This window comes from Mesorhizobium sophorae, assembly GCF_002270415.1.
In the GTDB taxonomy this organism is placed as follows: Bacteria; Pseudomonadota; Alphaproteobacteria; order Rhizobiales; family Rhizobiaceae; genus Mesorhizobium; species Mesorhizobium sophorae.
This window is the reverse complement of the sequence record NZ_NNRI01000008.1, coordinates 20,236-37,843: the sequence shown is the minus strand read 5'-3', so window position 1 is coordinate 37,843 and position 17,608 is coordinate 20,236. Positions and strand designations below refer to the sequence as shown.

General features: G+C 62.5%; 13 protein-coding genes. 5 read left to right on the top strand and 8 right to left on the bottom strand.

The window, feature by feature from the left end; translation table 11 throughout:
• Positions 1-50 precede the first annotated feature (50 nt).
• From CGZ66_RS12450 to CGZ66_RS12430, 5 genes are all read left to right on the top strand, one after another.
• Positions 51-422, top strand: coding sequence for a hypothetical protein (locus tag CGZ66_RS12450; RefSeq protein WP_095084452.1), 372 nt, complete (start codon positions 51-53; stop codon positions 420-422).
• 53 nt (positions 423-475) lie between these two features.
• The gene (locus tag CGZ66_RS12445; RefSeq protein WP_425352285.1) at positions 476-1,207 is read left to right on the top strand and encodes a lytic transglycosylase domain-containing protein; all 732 of its coding nucleotides are present in this window, start codon (positions 476-478) and stop codon (positions 1,205-1,207) included.
• 91 nt (positions 1,208-1,298) lie between these two features.
• Positions 1,299-2,498 carry a type 1 periplasmic-binding domain-containing protein gene (locus CGZ66_RS12440; RefSeq protein ID WP_095084451.1) on the top strand — a complete coding sequence of 400 codons (1,200 nt, stop codon included), beginning with the start codon at positions 1,299-1,301 and terminating at the stop codon, positions 2,496-2,498.
• 89 nt (positions 2,499-2,587) lie between these two features.
• Positions 2,588-3,256: a thermonuclease family protein gene (locus CGZ66_RS12435; RefSeq protein WP_245331103.1), complete on the top strand. Its 669-nt coding sequence runs from the start codon at positions 2,588-2,590 to the stop codon at positions 3,254-3,256.
• A gap of 219 nt (positions 3,257-3,475) precedes the next feature.
• Positions 3,476-4,228: a GGDEF domain-containing protein gene (locus tag CGZ66_RS12430; RefSeq protein ID WP_095084450.1), complete on the top strand. Its 753-nt coding sequence runs from the start codon at positions 3,476-3,478 to the stop codon at positions 4,226-4,228.
• Positions 4,229-4,249: 21 nt separating this feature from the next.
• Here CGZ66_RS12430 and CGZ66_RS12425 read toward each other — a convergent pair whose 3' ends face one another.
• From CGZ66_RS12425 to CGZ66_RS12390, 8 genes are all read right to left on the bottom strand, one after another.
• Positions 4,250-5,599, bottom strand: a complete 1,350-nt coding sequence (locus tag CGZ66_RS12425) for an HlyD family type I secretion periplasmic adaptor subunit (protein ID WP_095084449.1) — start codon at positions 5,597-5,599, stop codon at positions 4,250-4,252.
• Positions 5,596-7,356 (bottom strand): type I secretion system permease/ATPase, encoded by a 1,761-nt coding sequence (locus tag CGZ66_RS12420; RefSeq protein WP_095084968.1) that lies wholly within the window; start codon positions 7,354-7,356, stop codon positions 5,596-5,598. The genes CGZ66_RS12425 and CGZ66_RS12420 overlap by 4 nt, the downstream gene beginning before the upstream one ends.
• Before the next feature lie 105 nt (positions 7,357-7,461).
• Entirely contained in the window at positions 7,462-12,447 is a 4,986-nt protein-coding gene (locus CGZ66_RS12415) for a beta strand repeat-containing protein (protein ID WP_095084448.1), read from the bottom strand.
• 308 nt (positions 12,448-12,755) lie between these two features.
• Positions 12,756-13,394 (bottom strand): response regulator transcription factor, encoded by a 639-nt coding sequence (locus CGZ66_RS12410; RefSeq protein ID WP_095084447.1) that lies wholly within the window; start codon positions 13,392-13,394, stop codon positions 12,756-12,758.
• 285 nt (positions 13,395-13,679) lie between these two features.
• The gene (locus CGZ66_RS12405; RefSeq protein WP_095084446.1) at positions 13,680-15,236 is read right to left on the bottom strand and encodes a VOC family protein; all 1,557 of its coding nucleotides are present in this window, start codon (positions 15,234-15,236) and stop codon (positions 13,680-13,682) included.
• A gap of 50 nt (positions 15,237-15,286) precedes the next feature.
• Positions 15,287-15,880, bottom strand: a complete 594-nt coding sequence (locus CGZ66_RS12400; protein ID WP_095084445.1) for an NADPH-dependent F420 reductase — start codon at positions 15,878-15,880, stop codon at positions 15,287-15,289.
• Positions 15,881-16,031: 151 nt separating this feature from the next.
• Positions 16,032-16,604 carry a nuclear transport factor 2 family protein gene (locus CGZ66_RS12395; RefSeq protein WP_245331087.1) on the bottom strand — a complete coding sequence of 191 codons (573 nt, stop codon included), beginning with the start codon at positions 16,602-16,604 and terminating at the stop codon, positions 16,032-16,034.
• Between the two features lie 93 nt (positions 16,605-16,697).
• Positions 16,698-17,567: an SDR family NAD(P)-dependent oxidoreductase gene (locus CGZ66_RS12390; protein WP_095084966.1), complete on the bottom strand. Its 870-nt coding sequence runs from the start codon at positions 17,565-17,567 to the stop codon at positions 16,698-16,700.
• Between the last annotated feature and the right edge of the window lie 41 nt (positions 17,568-17,608).

The following is a 17,608-nucleotide window of genomic DNA, read 5'->3' as shown; positions in this document are numbered from 1 at the left end:
TCGGTCACGCGACTATGTTATACATTGCTAATATCGAGGGGAGCTCATCCATGAATCGTTCTGTAAGACTGCTGGTTTCCGCTGCGACGCTGTTGCTGGCAGTCGGGTCGACGGGCTATGCCGCCGACATCATCGAAGGTCCGTCGGTCGACTATTGTCGCGTTGCCGGGACGTCCAACCTGGTGCTGACCGAAAATATCGTCGACCTCAAGGAGCAGGTGGTCAAGCTGATGGACGAGTCGGTCGCCGCCGCCAACAGCTCGGAGTGGATCAACTCGTCCCGGCCGGTCTTCGTCTGGGCATCGGAAGCCAAGGTCGCTTGCGGCATGGCCTATGGCTACCTGAAAACGAACTATCGCGACGAAGATACCCTCAACAAATGCGAGTGTTTTCACGATCGCATGGTCGAGTACATGCACTGACCGGATAAGCGAACCGACGCCTGTTGGCCATCATGATAGCCGACGGATCCTTTTTGACGGCAATCGCCGCAGCGATTGCGTTGGCAGGCTTTGGCCAGACTGTCACGCCGGCCCGCGCCAACTGGCTGGAGCGACCTTCCGTGGAACAGCCGTCCGAGTTGACGCGGCCGACGCACTGCGACGCGGCTACGCAGTGGACCCGGCAGACCTTCAAGGCGTTTGCGAGTTGCCAGGCATCGATCTATGGCCTTGAGCCGGTGCTGGCGCATGCCGTGATGGAGATCGAAAGCGGGTTCGATCCTGACGTGCAGGGCGCCGACGGCGAAGTCGGCCTGATGCAGGTGATGCCGGCGACGGCGCGAATGCTTGGCTTTCGAGGCTCCCTCGACGAGCTGAGCGCCCCGGCGACCAACATCGCGCTCGGGGTCAGATATCTTGCCCAGGCCAACAAGCTGGCCGAGGGCGACCTGTGCACCACCGTCATGAAATATCGCGCCGGGCACAATGAAAGCCGGTTCTCGGCGCTTTCGGTCCGCTACTGCCAGCGCGCGCGGGCAATCCTGGCAAGACAAGGGATTGAAGTGACCGGGCCGTTGCCGGTGGCGACATTCGGCTTCTCCGCTTTTTCGTCGGAAGGAGAGGGTGGGGCTCCAGCCCAGGGAAAAGGCGTTTGCGTGCGCCGCGTGTTCGTGCCCGGGCCACGATACATGAAATGTGCCGACTATCGGACTGCCGGCCAAGCAAGACAGATCAAGGCGCTCAGAGCCAGGCTGTTCGAAGGCTAAAGAAACTACAGACGGCGCGGCAAGTGCGCCGTAACATGCGTTGAAGACCAGACCGGGAAGCATACTCGGCGGCACATTGGGTGGAGCAATCATGGAAGCTGGCCGACAGGGCCGCTGTCTGCGGACATGGGCAATCGCGTTTGCGCTCACCACGACATTGTCAGGCTGCCAGTCGAAAGGCGGTGTTTCCGAAGTGCTCGATCCGGCGGCGATTGCCGCGCCTGGCGGGCAGACCGGCGACGCGGGTGCCGGTCCTGCCCAGGCGACCCAGTCGCTCGGCACCGGGTCGACAAAAATCACGATGTTGCTGCCATTGTCGGCTCCCGGAACGGCGGGGGAAAACGGCAGGAAGATGCTCGATGCCGCCAAACTGGCGATGACGGATGTTGGCAATGGATTGCTTACGCTGACGGTAGAGGACACGAAAGGCGACAGCGCACAGGCCGGCAAATTGGCGATAAGTGCGATAACGACGGGGTCGAAAGTGGTCATCGGCCCAACCGAACTGCCGGCAGCCCAGCATATTGCCACGCTGTCGGGGTCGAAGCGTCCACCGGTGCTGGCGCTTGCCGACAATTTCGCAGGCGGTGCTGGGGTTTATGCCGTGCGACTCAGCGAAGCCGACAGTGCCGCAGCGGGCGCCGCGGGGCTCGCTGCCAAAGGCGGCAAGAAGTTCGTGTTGCTTGTCGCGGAAGGCTCAAACGCCAGCGCGGTGGAGAAGCGGGTCGCCAACGGCCTCAGCATTTATGGTGCGACGCTCGCGGTCACTGTCCCGTATTCGGCCAGCGACGGTGGCGCGAAGGCCGTCGACGAAATGGCCTCGCTCGTGGACACTCCCGACGCCGTGATCGTCGCCAATGGCGATGGCAGCCCATCGCCTATCCTTGCCGCCCTCAGGTCAAAGGGCATTCCGGGAAAGGCAATTTCCGTCGTCGGAACCAACCGGTGGCTGGAGCATCCCATGGATCCGCTGTTTGAGGGGGCATATATCGCCACGCTCGATCAGCGCGAAACCGGACCGATCGCCGACCGCTTCAGGGCGACATACAACTACCCGGCCGACGTCAATGTGGCCTATGCTTATGATATGGTTGCGCTGACAGCAGGGGTTGCCAGTGCGGTCGGGCCCGACGGCTTCAGCAAGCAGGTTCTCGAAAATCCAAACGGGTTTCGTGGGTCGACAGGTCTGTTTCGGTTTCGGGCTGACGGATCCAGTGAACGATCGATGCCGTTTTACCAGTTTCAAAAGGGCGCGCTCAAACTGGTTGCGAAATCAACGTCGGGTTTCTGATCGGCCCTGGGAACCCGGTCAATCTGATGGGCAGACTGGCCGATGGGGGCTGGCTGATGGTTAGGCTGGGCCGCAGCCGCTTGGCGATCGTGCTCGGAAGCCTCCTGCTTCTGGCCGGGGTTCTGCTGATTGTTCAGGCCGGGGCTTTGCTTTCGGTCGATCGGCCGGTCCTTGCCCCCTCGCAAAATAGCGGGACGCAGCCGACCCGCGTGGCTGCGTCCATCGTCGAAGCATACCGACGAGAACCCGCCCGCAAGATTGCTCAAGACCTCATCGCTCCACCACAGCTTGACACTGTGCAACTCGAACGGGTCGAGCCCCGCCCGCCGCTGACCGACCTTGGTCTGGCTGTGCCCCCGAAGACACCGATGCCGGACGATTGGCGTGAGGTGCTGCTCTTTCGCCCGGATGCCGCAAACTCCGCGATCTTCGCGTCCATGGGCCGGACAGTAATCATCAGCGGGGTGCAGGGCATCGACCTCGACAGAGCCTGTTCGTTTCACGATGTCACCTGGCCTTGCGGCGAGCGCGCACGTGCCGCCTTCAATTCCTGGGTTTGGGGACGCGCGTTGAAGTGCTTCATGCCGCCGGACGTCGAGCGTTTTGCCATCGCCGCCCCATGCAGGCTGGGCAAGCAGGACGTTGGCGCCTGGCTTGTGTCCAACGGCTGGGCCACGGCGCTGCCGAGTGGCATCTATGGCAAAGCGCAAGTGGCTGCCCAGGGCGCGGGGATGGGCATTTTCGGTCCGCCACAATAGGCTGCGAGACTCAAAGAACCGGAGCAGCGTTCGCCGAGGCCGCCGTTGATTGTTCAGCGGCCGTCGGCATTCCATTGATTAACCTTTACGGCGCAAATTTCCGGGGCAAGCCGGTTGCTTGAACAGTATCGGGTCTCATAGTTCAAATTGTATGCTTCTCGGAAACTGAAAATGCTGTACGCCGGCTCTATGCTGGCTGATCTGACAGGAGATTAGCCAATGGCACAAACCACAGCGACCGCCTCCGCGCAGGCATGGAGAAGCGCCGCATGGCTGACCTTTCTAGGAACAGCCGGGAGCCTCGGCCTTTCTCTGGGCTTCAACTATCTGCTCTTGTTCAGCGACGCGTTCACGCCGTTCGGCCGCAGCATGATGACAGCCGTGCTGCTGCCCGTGGTCATTGGTCTGCCGCTTTTCGTACTAATCGGCTGGCAGCAGATCCAAATCCGCAGCTGCCGTCAGGAACTCAACAGGTCCGGAACCTATGACAGGTTGACAGGCTGTCTGAACGGGCCGGTCTTCACGTCGATGGTCGAAAGAAGAGCAACAAGGCCATCGGCGCCGGGACCACGCTCGGGCGCCTTCCTGGTCATTCATTCGGAACATCTACGGTCCATCAACCTGCGCTTTGGCCTTGAATGGGGCGACGAGGCTTTGCGGCTCATAGCCACAACCATACAATCATCAGTGCGCGCGGATGATCTGGTTGGACGCATAGGGACTTCCATGTTCGGGGTCTTCCTCTCAGGCGCGACCGAAGGAGAAGCCAAGGAAATCGGCGAGCGTATCCGCACTCGTGTCGCCCAAGTCTATTTCGCACCAAAGGGAACCGAGGATGCCCTGACCATCAAGGTCGGCGGCGTGATGTTTGAGAAAGAGATGGAGTTCGCGGACATGTTTCAGTTCGCCGAACAGGGCGTGTCAGACACCCAGGATGACGCCAGGTTTGAATTGAAGCATCTCAACAGCTGACGGCTTTCGGGCAGCCTATGGCTATTTTTCCCGCATCGCGCGGCGGAAGTTCTGCGTGATCGGCTCGGCGAGGTAAGAAAGCACGGTGCGAGCACCGGTCCGGATCATCGCCTCGCTCGACATGCCGGGCAGCAGCTTGCGGCCCTCCAGCTTGGCGAGTTCACTCTTGTCGATCAACACGGTTGCGGCGAAATACGGTACCCCGCTGCGCTCCTCCACCATGCGGTCAGCCGACACGATCTCCACGACGCCGTCGAGCGACGGCAGGTTGTAGCGGGCGAAGGCCGGGAAGCTGACGCGCGCGGGCTGTCCGGGGGCGATCGTCTCGACATCTTCAGGTTTGACCATAGCCTCGACCACGAGTTGTTGTCCGAGCGGGACGACTGTCATCAATGTCTCGCCGGGTTTCACGACACCGCCCGTCGTGTGGACCTTAAGGTCCATGACGATGCCGTCAACCGGTGCGACGACATTGGTACGGGTCAGCACGTCCTTGGCGGAACGCTCCTGTTGCCTGAGGTCAAACAATTCCGCCTCGACCTTGCTCAACTCCTCGACGGCCTCGTTCAGCCGCACTGTGCCGAGGTTCAAGATTTGCATGTCGATCTCGGCCATGGCGCTTCTGGCACGAGCGATTGCCGCGGTGTTGGTCGCGCGCTCCCCCTCGATCTCCCTCTGTTGTCGTTTGAGCAACAGGTTCCGCTCGCGCGTGGTCAGCCCCTTCTTGAGCAGCCCCTCGAGGTCTTTGCTTTCACCCCCGATCGCCTCGATCTGCTTGTCCTCGGTGACGATGAGCTCCTTCAGTCCGTTTATCTCTTCCTGTATCTGGTTATGGCGCTGGCTGAGGATTTCCCGCTCGTCCTTCAAGTTGTGGTGCTTCGCCGCGAACACGTCACGCTGTGCGGCCACCGCGTCCCTTGCGGCGGTAGCGGGGTTTGCGAGCAACGCCGGATCGAACTCGATCTCCGCCTTGCCGTCCCGCTCAGTCCTGAGACGCGCGGCCAGCGCGTCGCGCGATGCTATCCGGTTCTGGATCAGGTCAAGCTGCGTCTTTGCCTGTGTGTCGTCGAGCCGGACGAGGACCTTGCCCGCCTTGACGATATCACCGTTGGCGGCGTTTAGCTCTGCGATGATGCCGCCCTCGAGGTGCTGGATGAGCTTGCGGTCGCCGGCGACCTTGATAACGCCCGGTGCCACTGTGGCGCTGTCCAACGGTGCCAGCGCCGCCCAGCCGCCGGCGACGCCGAAGAACAGGAACATGATCGCGAACCCGGTGCACGTCACGCCCGTCAGTCGCAGGGGTACCGGTTCCAGCAGGGACGGTGGCGGCACGGGCAACGGCACGACGTTCAAGTCTGGGGAACGGCTCATGCTTCTTTGACTTCCTTGACCACTTCGAGGGTTGGCAGCGAGGCTCCCATTGGCATCTGGGTCACCTTGCGGGCGCGGTTGGCGAGTTCGTTGAAGACATAGTCGCGCGGGCCGAAGAGGTCTTGCTGGCCGCGGTTGAGGACCAGCACCTTGTCGACCTTCTCCAGGATGTTCGGTCTGTGCGCGATCAGGACGATGGTCGTGCCCGCCACCTTGACCGCACTGAGGGCTGCGATCAATGCGTCCTCGCCATCGCGGTCGAGGTTGGAATTGGGCTCGTCCAGTATAAGGAGTGGCGGGTCGCCGTAGAGTGCCCGCGCCAGGCCGATGCGTTGGCGCTGCCCGCCTGACAGCACCGCGCCGGATTCGCCGATCTCGGTGGCGTAACCCTTGGGCAGCCCCTTGATCAGTTCGTGAACTCCCGCCAACTGCGCGGCCTTGACCACGTTGTTGAAGACCGACGGATTGAGCTGCGCGAAGCGGCAGATGTTTTCGGCAACTGTACCGGCGAAGAGCTCGATGTCCTGCGGCAGGTAACCGACATGATGACCACGGTCCTCCGCCGCCCATTGGGCAACGTCCATGCCGTCCAGCAACGCACGCCCCCCGGATGGACGCCAGGCACCGGCCAGTATTCGCGCCAGGCTCGTCTTGCCGGCCGCGCTCGGGCCGATCAGCGCCATTGCTTCACCCGGATTGAGCCGGAAGTTGATCCCTTTCAGAATCGGCTCGCCACCCTGTCGGGCAAGCACGAGGTCGTCGGCCTCAAACCGACCCTTCGGTCGTGGTAGTGGCAGAACCGGTGTGGCCTCCGGGTGCTGTCCGGCGACTGCGGTGAGACGCCGGTAAGCGGCACGCGCTCCGACCGTGGCCTTCCATGTGGCGATCGCTTGTTCGACTGGGGACAGGGCGCGACCCATGAGGATCGAGGCGGAGATCATGATGCCGGCTGAGGCCTCGTTGCGAACCACCAGATAGGCACCAAGGCCCAGTATGGCCATTTGCAGGGCTAGCCGGTGACAACGCGCTATGGCCGCGATGACGCCGCCACGGTTGGCGGCAAGGACTTGTCCTTTGTTCGCCTCGTCCTGCTGCGCCTTCCAGCCCTCCAGCAGTGGCTTTAGCATACCCATTGCCTGCACAACCTCGGCGTTTCGGATCGCAGCTTCAGCCTGCGTGTATGCCCGCGACTGTGCACTTGCGGCCTCGGTCAAAGGCTTGCGCGTGAGGTATTCGTTGAGCACCGCCAAGGCGAAGAGTACGACCCCGCCGACCAGCGCCAACCAACCCAGCCAAGGGTGCATGAGGAATATGGCGGCGAAAAACAGAGGTGCCCAAGGCGCGTCAAGGATAGGGAAGATGCTCGGGCTCGTGAAGAAATTCCGCACTTGATCGAGGTCGCGCAGCGGTCGGGCATTGGCATGCCCGGGCGCCGAGGCGGCATATTCCACCGATGCGGTCAGCAGAACTGGTGCCAACCGAGCGTTCATCCACGATCCGACCTTGGCCAGAAGGCGCCCGCGCACCACTTCCAGCCCCGCCATTGCGGCGAGCGCCGCTGCCGCCATCAGCGATAGCATCACCAGCGTCTCCAGGCTGTGACTGGACAACACCCGGTGGTAGACCTGGAGCATGTAAAGCGCCCCGGTCAGCATCAGCACGTTGATGCCGGCGCTGAACCAGATAAGCGGCCGGATGGCACGTCTGGCCTCTTTCATCACCACTTGCAGGGCAGGGGGCTGTTGGTTGGATTTCATCATTTGTATCTCTGGCGTGGTGCAGCAGAATCATCCTTTCTGCAGGATCCTGCTTCGTGCGCAGATGGCGGGAGGCAACTTTAGCTGCCTCCCGTCGCTCAGTGATCAGGCGACGACGTCAACGGGTATGTGCTGCGTCCCCGTCGTATCGGCGTCCGCGTCCGCGATCTGGAATGCGAAGTCGAGGTTGGCATTCAACGTCCCGGAGGTCGTCTGCACGAAGCCGATGTCCACGATCTTGAGGACATCGTTATCCTGCGCCTCCCAAGCTTGCGTACCACTGCTTGCGCCTTCGATCGGGATGGTGTTGGGGTTGTCGGTGATCCCGTTCAGATTAATCGCAGATCCTGCCAGCCCGTTGCCGGATTGCATGATCTGCATCCCCTGAATTTTGAAGTTCTCACCGGCGGCGAGGTTGTAGTCGTTGCTCTCGATAATGAGGAGCGCGTCGTTGTTGTCGAGCGTGAACTCGCTGTTGTACGGGGACGGCACCCCACCGGTCGAAAGCTTGAAGAAGTCTTGATTCTCGACGATGATCGACCTCGTGGTCTTGACGTCGTCGGCGGTGGATGCTGTGCCTTTGTCATCGATCAGGTCGAGGACCACGATAAGATCCTCGGAGTTCCCGATACCGTCGAACTTGATGGCGACGCCGGACACGGAGTCTGTCGGGGTGGTTTTCTCTGTGCCACCACCGGGGGCACCGGGGTTCACGTCCCCGAGAATGTTCTCGTTGAAGAACCGAAGCGTCAGCAGTTCGTTCTTTTGGATCGTGTCACCGGCGACACCGTTCGTGGATTGGGTTGCGGACACCCAGTCCTCGAAGCTGCTGGTGACGAACTGGCCGTTGTTATAGGCAGTGTCGAGAGGCGGTCCGTCCGGTGCGCCGTCACCCGTGCCGTTGAAGCCGAAAGGAGAGCCGGCAGGGTTCGAGTTCGCCGTGAACTGCACATAGAACCCGTTGGTGTCGGTCGTACCGTTGTTGAGGTCAAGTTCCGTCACCACGAGTTCCGGGTGTCCGGTGTTGCCGGGAGGTGCCTTCCGCAACAGTTCGGAGGTGTGCAGTACGTTGAAGCTGAACCCGTCGATCGGGTCCGTCAGCGTGATGCTGTAGGTATCGGCGGCCTTGTCGAAGGTCAGGGTGCCGCCCGCCGTAGCATCCTGCACGCCAGCCGTGATCGGGTCCTTGTCATAGTGGAACGAGAAGGTGAACGTTGCACTGGCGACGTCCTCCGACGTCAGTGTCGCCACCGCTTGGGTAATGCCGGGGGTGCCGGGGTTATCGACCGTGCCGGTCAAGCTGATCTGGACACCGGCGAGGCCTGTGTTGGTGTCGACAAAGTCGGAACCACCGCCCGTGTAGAATGCAGCGTTGTGACTGTCTTTGCCGATGTCGTACCCGAAGGCTCCGGTAGCCGTTGCGTTCAGCACGTTGTGCAGGGTCTCGTGGTCGATAGCTGGGGTGCCGGGGTCACCGTCGAACGGCACCGTGATCGTCGGGCCGTCGTCTTGGAACTGCACGGCATCGCCGATACCGGTCGAACTGGTCGCCGTGTCGCCGTCGCCGTCGGTGACCGTCACCACCGCCAGCAAGGCGCTGTCGGTGATGTTCACCGACTCGTCGTGGCTGGCCCCCGGGGTCGGATGATGGATCGAGGCATACTGCGCCACGCTGACGACGCCGGTCGTGCTGTTGATGGCGACAGCGAACGCCGCCGCCCCAGCGGCCCCGCCGATGCGGCCGACCACCAGGTCACCTTCCTTGAACAGGAAGATGCTGGTGCCGGCGGTCGTGTCGAGGCCGGAATCCACGCCGGCGGCGGACACCGCCAGCGAGAATGCCGTCGTGCCGCCTTCCTGGTCGGCGCCGAACGAGCTTCCGGTGGAGCTCACCACCGCGCCTGGGTCCTGCGCGTAGCCGGTCGGGCTCAGATCGGAGCTGACATTGCTGACGCCCGCAAACAGGGCGACAACCGCTGGTGCCGTGGTGTCGTCGGCATCTGCCTGGATGCCCGCGGTCTCGTCATGCGCCACCGTGGGAGCGCCCTGAACGATGCCCGCCGTCGGGCCGTCATCCTGGAACTGCACGGCATCGCCAATACCGGTCGAACTGGTCGCTGTGTCGCCGTCACCGTCGGTGACCGTCACCACTGCCAGCAAGGCGCTGTCGGTGATGTTCACCGTTTCGTCGTGGCTGGCTCCCGGGGTCGGATGATGGATCGAGGCATACTGCGCCACGCTGACGACGCCGGTCGTGCTGTTGATGGCGACAGCGAACGCCGCCGCCCCAGCGGCCCCGCCGATGCGGCCGACCACCAGGTCACCTTCCTTGAACAGGAAGATGCTGGTGCCGGCGGTCGTGTCGAGGCCGGAATCCACGCCGGCGGCGGACACCGCCAGCGAGAATGCCGTCGTGCCGCCTTCCTGGTCGGCGCCGAACGAGCTTCCGGTGGAGCTCACCACCGCGCCTGGGTCCTGCGCGTAGCCGGTCGGGCTCAGATCGGAGCTGACATTGCTGACGCCCGCAAACAGGGCGACAACCGCTGGTGCCGTGGTGTCGTCGGCATCTGCCTGGATGCCCGCGGTCTCGTCATGCGCCACCGTGGGAGCGCCCTGAACGATGCCCGCCGTCGGGCCGTCATCCTGGAACTGCACGGCATCGCCAATACCGGTCGAACTGGTCGCCGTGTCGCCGTCACCGTCGGTGACCGTCACCACTGCCAGCAAGGCGCTGTCGGTGATGTTCACCGTTTCGTCGTGGCTGGCTCCCGGGGTCGGATGATGGATCGAGGCATACTGCGCCACGCTGACGACGCCGGTCGTGCTGTTGATGGCGACAGCGAACGCCGCCGCCCCAGCGGCCCCGCCGATGCGGCCGACCACCAGGTCACCTTCCTTGAACAGGAAGATGCTGGTGCCGGCGGTCGTGTCGAGGCCGGAATCCACGCCGGCGGCGGACACCGCCAGCGAGAATGCCGTCGTGCCGCCTTCCTGGTCGGCGCCGAACGAGCTTCCGGTGGAGCTCACCACCGCGCCTGGGTCCTGCGCGTAGCCGGTCGGGCTCAGATCGGAGCTGACATTGCTGACGCCCGCAAACAGGGCAACAACCGCGGGTGCCGTGGTGTCGTCGGCATCTGCCTGGATGCCCGCGGTCTCGTCATGCGCCACCGTGGGAGCGCCCTGGACGATGCCCGCCGTCGGGCCGTCATCCTGGAACTGCACGGCATCGCCGATACCGGTCGAACTGGTCGCTGTGTCGCCGTCACCGTCGGTGACCGTCACCACTGCCAGCAAGGCGCTGTCGGTGATGTTCACCGTTTCGTCGTGGCTGGCTCCCGGGGTCGGATGATGGATCGAGGCATACTGCGCCACGCTGACGACGCCGGTCGTGCTGTTGATGGCGACAGCGAACGCCGCCGCCCCAGCGGCCCCGCCGATGCGGCCGACCACCAGGTCACCTTCCTTGAACAGGAAGATGCTGGTGCCGGCGGTCGTGTCGAGGCCGGAATCCACGCCGGCGGCGGACACCGCCAGCGAGAATGCCGTCGTGCCGCCTTCCTGGTCGGCGCCGAACGAGCTTCCGGTGGAGGACACCACCGCGCCTGGGTCCTGCGCGTAGCCGGTCGGGCTCAGATCGGAGCTGACATTGCTGACGCCCGCAAACAGGGCAACAACCGCGGGTGCCGTGGTGTCGTCGGCATCTGCCTGGATGCCCGCGGTCTCGTCATGCGCCACCGTGGGAGCGCCCTGCACGATGCCCGCCGTCGGGCCGTCATCTTCGATCACGATCTGCTGGCCGACGAACTCCGAGGCGGAGTTGGATGTCACGATGCCGAAGCCGCCTATGTCGAAAGTGTTGTTGTCGTTGCTGGGATCGCTATCCGCGTTGCTGATGTTTTCGATCAGCACCCGATTATGGGTTCCGCTTGTCGTCCACTGCACAGTGTCGCCGCTGCTTAGGCCTGTGATGATCAAGTCGCCGTTGGCGTCGATCGAGGCGGCCGGAGTATATTGCGTATTGCCTGTCTTGACGACGACGTTGGTCAGCGAGAACGACGTGATGGCGACGTGCGTGTCGTTGGTGAGTCCGTCGACGAAACCCACTCCCGACTCCGCGGCGGTGGTGAAGGCAGAGATCTTGACGGTCACGGGTCCGATGCCCGGATTGGTCTGGTTGACGGTGAAGGATGCTCCCGTCGCACTGACGACATTCTGGAAGTCGATGTTGGCTTCGACATCGGCCTCGTTCTGGTCCAGATTCGGCACGAGGAAGTTCGTGTTCGTGCCCGAGACGTAGGTAATGTACGCCCCCTCGGTAGGGTTGATCGCGTTGCCGTTGACGCCGAACGAGGTGGTGCTGCCGGCCTGGCTGATATTGAGCACATCCTTGGTCGAGATGTTTCCGCCCTCGGACTGGTTCAATGGATCTTTCCCTATCACCACGATCTGGGTGGAGTTTGGATCGCCGAAGGTCATGAACAGGTTGCTGCCGGAGGGCGCTCCGGCAAAGCCGAAGTTGAGCGTCTCGCTCGCCGCGAGCTTGAGGGTGTTCCCGAGATCGACCGCGTCGTCCGGGTTGGGGTTGCCGCCATGGAAGATCGGAACATAGGTGACAATGTTGAACGTCACCTGGTCGCTGGTCGCGCCGGCGTTGATCGCGTCCTGCTTGAAGACGACGAAGGCGATCGCGTCTAGATTGTTGACAATACCGTTGCCATCGCTGTCATAGCGACCGATCACGGTGTTGTTCCCATCGGCGAAGAGCAGGATATCCTTGCCGCCGAGGGTGTTGAGCCCGCTATCATCGCCATTGAGGGTGCCGCCGTTGCCGTCGGTGAACGTAGTGCCGACGAGCTGGGAGCCGGCGGTGGCGTTGACGGTGACCGAGTTCGTTTTGGTCGCGACGCCGATGCTGGCCGGGAACGCGGAATTCAGCCCGAGAGTTGATTCGAGATAGGTCCGGAACGAGGCCGGCAAAGCGGAGTACGCGACATCGGTATCCGTAAAGGCATCGTCGACGTTGTCGCCGGTTTGCAGCCCGGTGGTCTGGTCGTTGACGGCCTCGTCGTTGAGAATAAAGCTGATGGTCATGGCTGTGATCCCCTATCGCGTGATGGGGGCCCAGCCCCCAGATGCCGGATGCACCCACCCCAGCGCATCCTCTGGCCCACTGAATTTGCGGCCCTCAATCCTTCAATGTGCCGCCAATAAAGAGGGCGCGTCCATTCCCGGTTCGATAGGGTTATGGTGAATGCCCGTACCTGATCGAACGATATATATCCTTCGATAGATCTGGCCGGCGCGGGCGCCGCCGGCGATCGCGACGGCATCGAGGCCGATACGTCAGGTGGCTTTGCGGTCTGTTGCCGCACCATGTCGATGCCAGCAGAGAGCGGTGATCAGAGCAGGCCGGTTCCTGGACGCTCGGCCGCCTTGCCATGCGCCACCCAGGCCAGTTCAGCCCGGCCGTCGAGATGCAGCTTCTCGTAGACATGATGCAGGTGCATCTTCACCGTGCCTTCGGATACATGCATCTGTTGCGCGATGGTCTTGTTGCGCAACCCGCGCGAGACGAGATCGGCGATCTCGGTCTCCCGCCCGGTCAGCCTGGACGTCGGCTGGTGCTGCGGTTCTGGCATCAGCAGTTGCTGGACGATCTTGTTGTCGATCCATTTCTTGCCTGCCGCCACCGCATTCACGCATTCGAGAAGATAGCGATGGCTGATCCCGTCCAGAAGCAGGCCGTCGCCGTCGAGCGCCTGTATTTCCTTGATGTCGAGCCTGCCGTTTGGCTGCACGATGAAGATGATGCCGAGAGCGCTGTCGCAGGCCTTCAGCCGGGAGGAAATACCGGCCATGCGCGGGTCCGCGATATCCAGGCCGACGATGACAATATCAGGCCGATGGCGCTCCACATTGGGGACAATGTCGACAGGGCGGCGGCACTGGGCGACGACATCGTGCCCAGCCTTCCGCAGAACCCATTCCAGACCGGCGAGATACACCCCCCGCGGGTCCGCGACAACCAAGGTCGACATGCGAACACCGTCCGGAAACGCAACAAACTTGTTTCAATACCCGGCACATCAGGAAACCAGAGGTTAGGCATTTTGTCAAGCAATCACTAATATAGTGAATGCTATAATTTCAACCCGAGGCTGTCGGGCCTGCCCGAGCGGACACGGCCGCAGGACTGTAGACCAGGCCGACGCCGCCAGCTTGTGCGGCAGTGCATTCCGACGACGATGGGGGGCCGAGGTCGTGGACGCTATGCTCGCAACCGCTGTCACAACTCCCCATGAGTTCGCAGCGCAGTTCATGCATCAGGCAAGCCAGTTTTCTATCAACGATCCCAGGACGTGCAGATCGGCATCGCTCAGTTCGTGGCCAGCAGGCACTGTCAGGGCGGACACTGTGGCATGATGCGCGCTCAGCAACGCCGCAAGACCGGGGAGAAGCGATGCATAGGGGTCATCGCGCCCCTCGATCATCACGATCCGGCAGCCGGACAGATCCGCGTCCGGTCGGGCCTCGAGGACCAAGGAGGGGCGAAGCAGGATCGCGCGTTGGACCAGGGATGGATGGAGCAGCATGGCCGCCGCCAGAAAGTTGGCGCCGTTGGAATATCCGAGGAACGCCAGCTTCTCCGGGAGAAGCCGATAGCCGCTGATTGCGCCATCCATGAAGGCGGCAAAGGCGGCTGCCTCGGCCCCTATGTCGGCTTGATCGAACGAGGTAGCCGAAAATCGGCGGAACCAGCGCAAGGTGCCCTCCTCGACGCTGCGCCCGCGTACCCCCAGCAAGGTGGCTCGCGGCGCCAGGCTGGCCGCGAACGGCATCAGGTCAGCCTCGTTACCGCCGGTCCCATGCAACAGTACGAGCGTCGTGCCGTCCGGATCGGATGGCACATGGAACCGATGCACGAAGGGCAGGTCGAGATACCGGATGCGATCTTCGCCAGGCATCGAAAACTGCGGCAGCCGCGTGCGGATGGCGTCGGCCCGCTCGGCGTCGGAAGGCGGAACGAAGAGCACAGAGCCGAGGGTTTCGATGGGTTCATCGATCGTCATCCCGGGTCCGTCCGTTGCGAGTTCGAACAGGGTCTCTCCCGGCTCACGGACATAGAGAGATATGAAATACTTGCGGTCGTGAACATTGGTGACGCTGGAGTTGCGGCTTGCAAGTCGGCGCTCCACCGTATCCAGGGCAGCAATGTCCGGCGTGCGGAAGGCGATATGGTCGACCACGCCGGTTCCGGGCGCGCCTGGCCAGAAACCGACGGCATCACGGACATCGACAACATCCCCGCTGTCCGAGACGAGGCGCTGCACGGCCCCGGCGTGCTTGAGCGGGCGATAGCCGAAATAGTCCTGCAGGAATGCCGACGTCTGCTCGGCAACCGCCGAGAAAATCGTTGCGCCACGGACGCGGCGGATTGCATCGGCCGGCTCGATTCCTCGGCTGTCGGCCGGTGACGCATGTGCGGGCAGTGCGCTTCCCACGATCTTGACTGCTACACCGTCCGGATCGGTCAGCCGCAGCACTGGCTCGCCGAATTCCTGCGTTGGCCCGCTGGCATTCAGTCCGAACTGCAGTGACCTCGTCAGCCAGAAGCCGATGCTGCGGGGCTCGACGGATAGCGCAATTTCGGCGACTTGGCCGAGGCCAACCCGGCCGGGTGATCCGTCCTCCCATACGAGGAAGGTGATCAGAGATCCCGGCGAACCGATGCTGTCGCCGTAGCATAGATGGAGTTGCTCGGCGTCTTCGAAACCACCAGTCCGCTTGACCAGACGCAGTCCGAGAAAGCCGACATAGAAATCGACGTTGGCTTGGACCTTGCGTGTAACCAGCGTGATGTGGTGGATGCCCGATGTCATTCGGTCGATGCCTTCCTCAACCGTTCCTTGCCATCATCGGCGAGTGCTGGTCATCCGAGTTGAACAAATTGCCTTGCGGCAACGCCGCCGCCGAATTGCTGGGCACGGCCGCCTTCGGTGATACCACCTAGATCGACTGCGGCGAAGCCGAGGCGCTCGATCAGGTCGATAATGGTGGCCCGTGCCGATGGCTCGTCGCCTGAGGCAAACAGGACACGGCGGCCGCCGGGCACCGCCGGATCGGCCCCAAGGACGGCCGCGGGAAGCGTGTTGAAGGCTTTTACAACGCGTGCGCCCAGGACGGCATCAGCGACGAGCTCCGTCGACAGGCGGCCCTTAAGGTCGCGCGGCGTGAAGGCCGGGAAGTCGACCGCGTTCGTGGCATCAACCACTATGCGGTTGCCCCAGTCGACAGCTTTCACGGCATCGGGCACGGCGTCGAACGGGATCGCCAAAATGACTATGTCGGCTCGCAGGGCGTCCACGGCAGTCACCGGCTTAATCAGGGAACCAAGTTCTCCAACCAAGCCGGCCAGGCTTTCCGGGCCGGCGGTGTTGGCAATGGAGACCTCAATTGCAGAGGCGGCAAAGCGACGGGCAAGCGCGGTGCCGATGGCTCCCGACCCAAGGATGGCGTATTTCATCTTAAGGTTCCTTATTGATTTGTGAAACTTTCGCGATCCAAGATGGGTTCGGATCGCCGCGTTGCATCGACATCCAACGAGCCTCGCTGTGCTGGCCAACCAAACGTGCGCAATCTCTGCGCAGGCATTTGCTCGACGTCAGCCGTTCTCCTCAGAACATGCCCTGCGGATTGGCGCGTTGAATGTTCTGGCCGATCCAAGGCGCGGAATTCTTCGGGTCGCCGACGATCTGCAGCGTGTCCCAGTGTTCGACGGCCTTTCCTTCGGCGTTCATCCTGTAGATATCGACGCCGGCGACGCCCGTATCGTTGGGATCATCCGTCAGCAGATTTACAAAATTCACGTGGGCGAACACATAATCCCCGACGGCGATGATCTTGTGGACGACGACATGAGCACTGGGATGCGCCGACTTGACGCCAGCAAAGTATTTGCCGAGCGCCACGGAACCGTCGGCGATCAACGGGTTGTGCTGGATGTAACCGGGGACGAGATACTTTGCAGTACCGTCTTCCGCCTTGGCCTCGTTGATCATCATTTGATAGAGCGTGAGGACGTTTTCGACGTTGCGGGCGGCCTGTTTGTCGTGGGGATCAACCAGCATAATGTCGGCTTTCGCTTTGGCTTCCTTGGCCTGTGCGGTTTGAAGCGGAACAAGCACAGCGGCACTGATCGCGAAGGCTGCAGCCAAAAGTCCTCGGCGAAGGGTGTAGTTCAATGTCATCTCGTTCTCCTTGATTGCTCGAAAAATTCCGGAACGGGTCGAGTGTCGAAAAGTGCTTTACCGGCCTCGTAAGAGGTGGAGTTTCGGGATGGTCTAGCCGAGACCAACAATCTGAAGGCGCAGCGCGTCTTGTTCGGCCTCAGGCATCTCACGGGCCGCTCGCAGCATTTCGGCGGCGTCATCGCCAACGGGAGCGATGCTCGGCGCTGGCACCTGTTCGGCCAGCTCGATGACTCTTTTGGCCGCCAGGACCGATTCCAGACCCGCACTCTGCATGCCGTTGAGCTTGTCTGCGAATGTGCCGAAGGAGTGTCCGTAAAGTGCGCGCTGTTCGGGCGTCATGTCGTCGACGACGCGAGCCAGGGCCGCGGCGGTTTTCGCAGGACCACCGGTTCTCATATTGCCAGCAGCGGCCACGACGACATCGATCCCGAACGACTTCAGTTCGGCACGGTAGACGGCTGCAAACACCTCCATGGCCGCCTTCGACGCGCCCGACGGCCCGTTGAAGGGGAGCGGCACGCTTGCGGTCCAGGTGCTGACCTGGACGATGCGGCCCCGCGCCTTTCTCAGCGCCGGCAGGAACGCGTTTATGACCGACAGGGCTCCGAACACATTGACGTCGAATTCGCGCCGGACTGCGTCGAGCGGCAGAACCTCGATCGGACCCGGGGTCAGGATGCCTGCATTGTTGATCAGGAGATCGAGCCCGGCATTGCCGAGCGCGTCGGACACGCCGCCTGCCCAGGCTTTCACGGCCTCCTGCCTGGTCATGTCGCAGACCGTCAGGCTGACACGCCCGCCGGAAGCGTCCTTGAGATCCTGGACTTCCGCGGCGGACATCGCCGTACCGAAAACAATGTAGCCCTTGGCGGCCAGTCCGAGCGCGATATCGCGCCCAAGGCCACCGCCTGCACCGGTGACCGCAACGGAACGGCCGGAATGTTGGGTCGTAGATGACATCATGTGTCTCCTTTCAGAAGTGGGGTTATCGTCACGACTCT

Coding starts and splice junctions, on each gene's coding strand:
- CGZ66_RS12450 (WP_095084452.1), top strand. CDS start 51: ATGAATCGTTCTGTAAGACTGCTGGTTTCCGCTGCGACGCTGTTGCTG.
- CGZ66_RS12440 (WP_095084451.1), top strand. CDS start 1,299: ATGGAAGCTGGCCGACAGGGCCGCTGTCTGCGGACATGGGCAATCGCG.
- CGZ66_RS12430 (WP_095084450.1), top strand. CDS start 3,476: ATGGCACAAACCACAGCGACCGCCTCCGCGCAGGCATGGAGAAGCGCC.
- CGZ66_RS12425 (WP_095084449.1), bottom strand. CDS start 5,599: ATGAGCCGTTCCCCAGACTTGAACGTCGTGCCGTTGCCCGTGCCGCCA.
- CGZ66_RS12420 (WP_095084968.1), bottom strand. CDS start 7,356: ATGAAATCCAACCAACAGCCCCCTGCCCTGCAAGTGGTGATGAAAGAG.
- CGZ66_RS12415 (WP_095084448.1), bottom strand. CDS start 12,447: ATGACCATCAGCTTTATTCTCAACGACGAGGCCGTCAACGACCAGACC.
- CGZ66_RS12410 (WP_095084447.1), bottom strand. CDS start 13,394: ATGTCGACCTTGGTTGTCGCGGACCCGCGGGGGGTGTATCTCGCCGGT.
- CGZ66_RS12405 (WP_095084446.1), bottom strand. CDS start 15,236: ATGACATCGGGCATCCACCACATCACGCTGGTTACACGCAAGGTCCAA.
- CGZ66_RS12400 (WP_095084445.1), bottom strand. CDS start 15,880: ATGAAATACGCCATCCTTGGGTCGGGAGCCATCGGCACCGCGCTTGCC.
- CGZ66_RS12395 (WP_245331087.1), bottom strand. CDS start 16,604: ATGACATTGAACTACACCCTTCGCCGAGGACTTTTGGCTGCAGCCTTC.
- CGZ66_RS12390 (WP_095084966.1), bottom strand. CDS start 17,567: ATGTCATCTACGACCCAACATTCCGGCCGTTCCGTTGCGGTCACCGGT.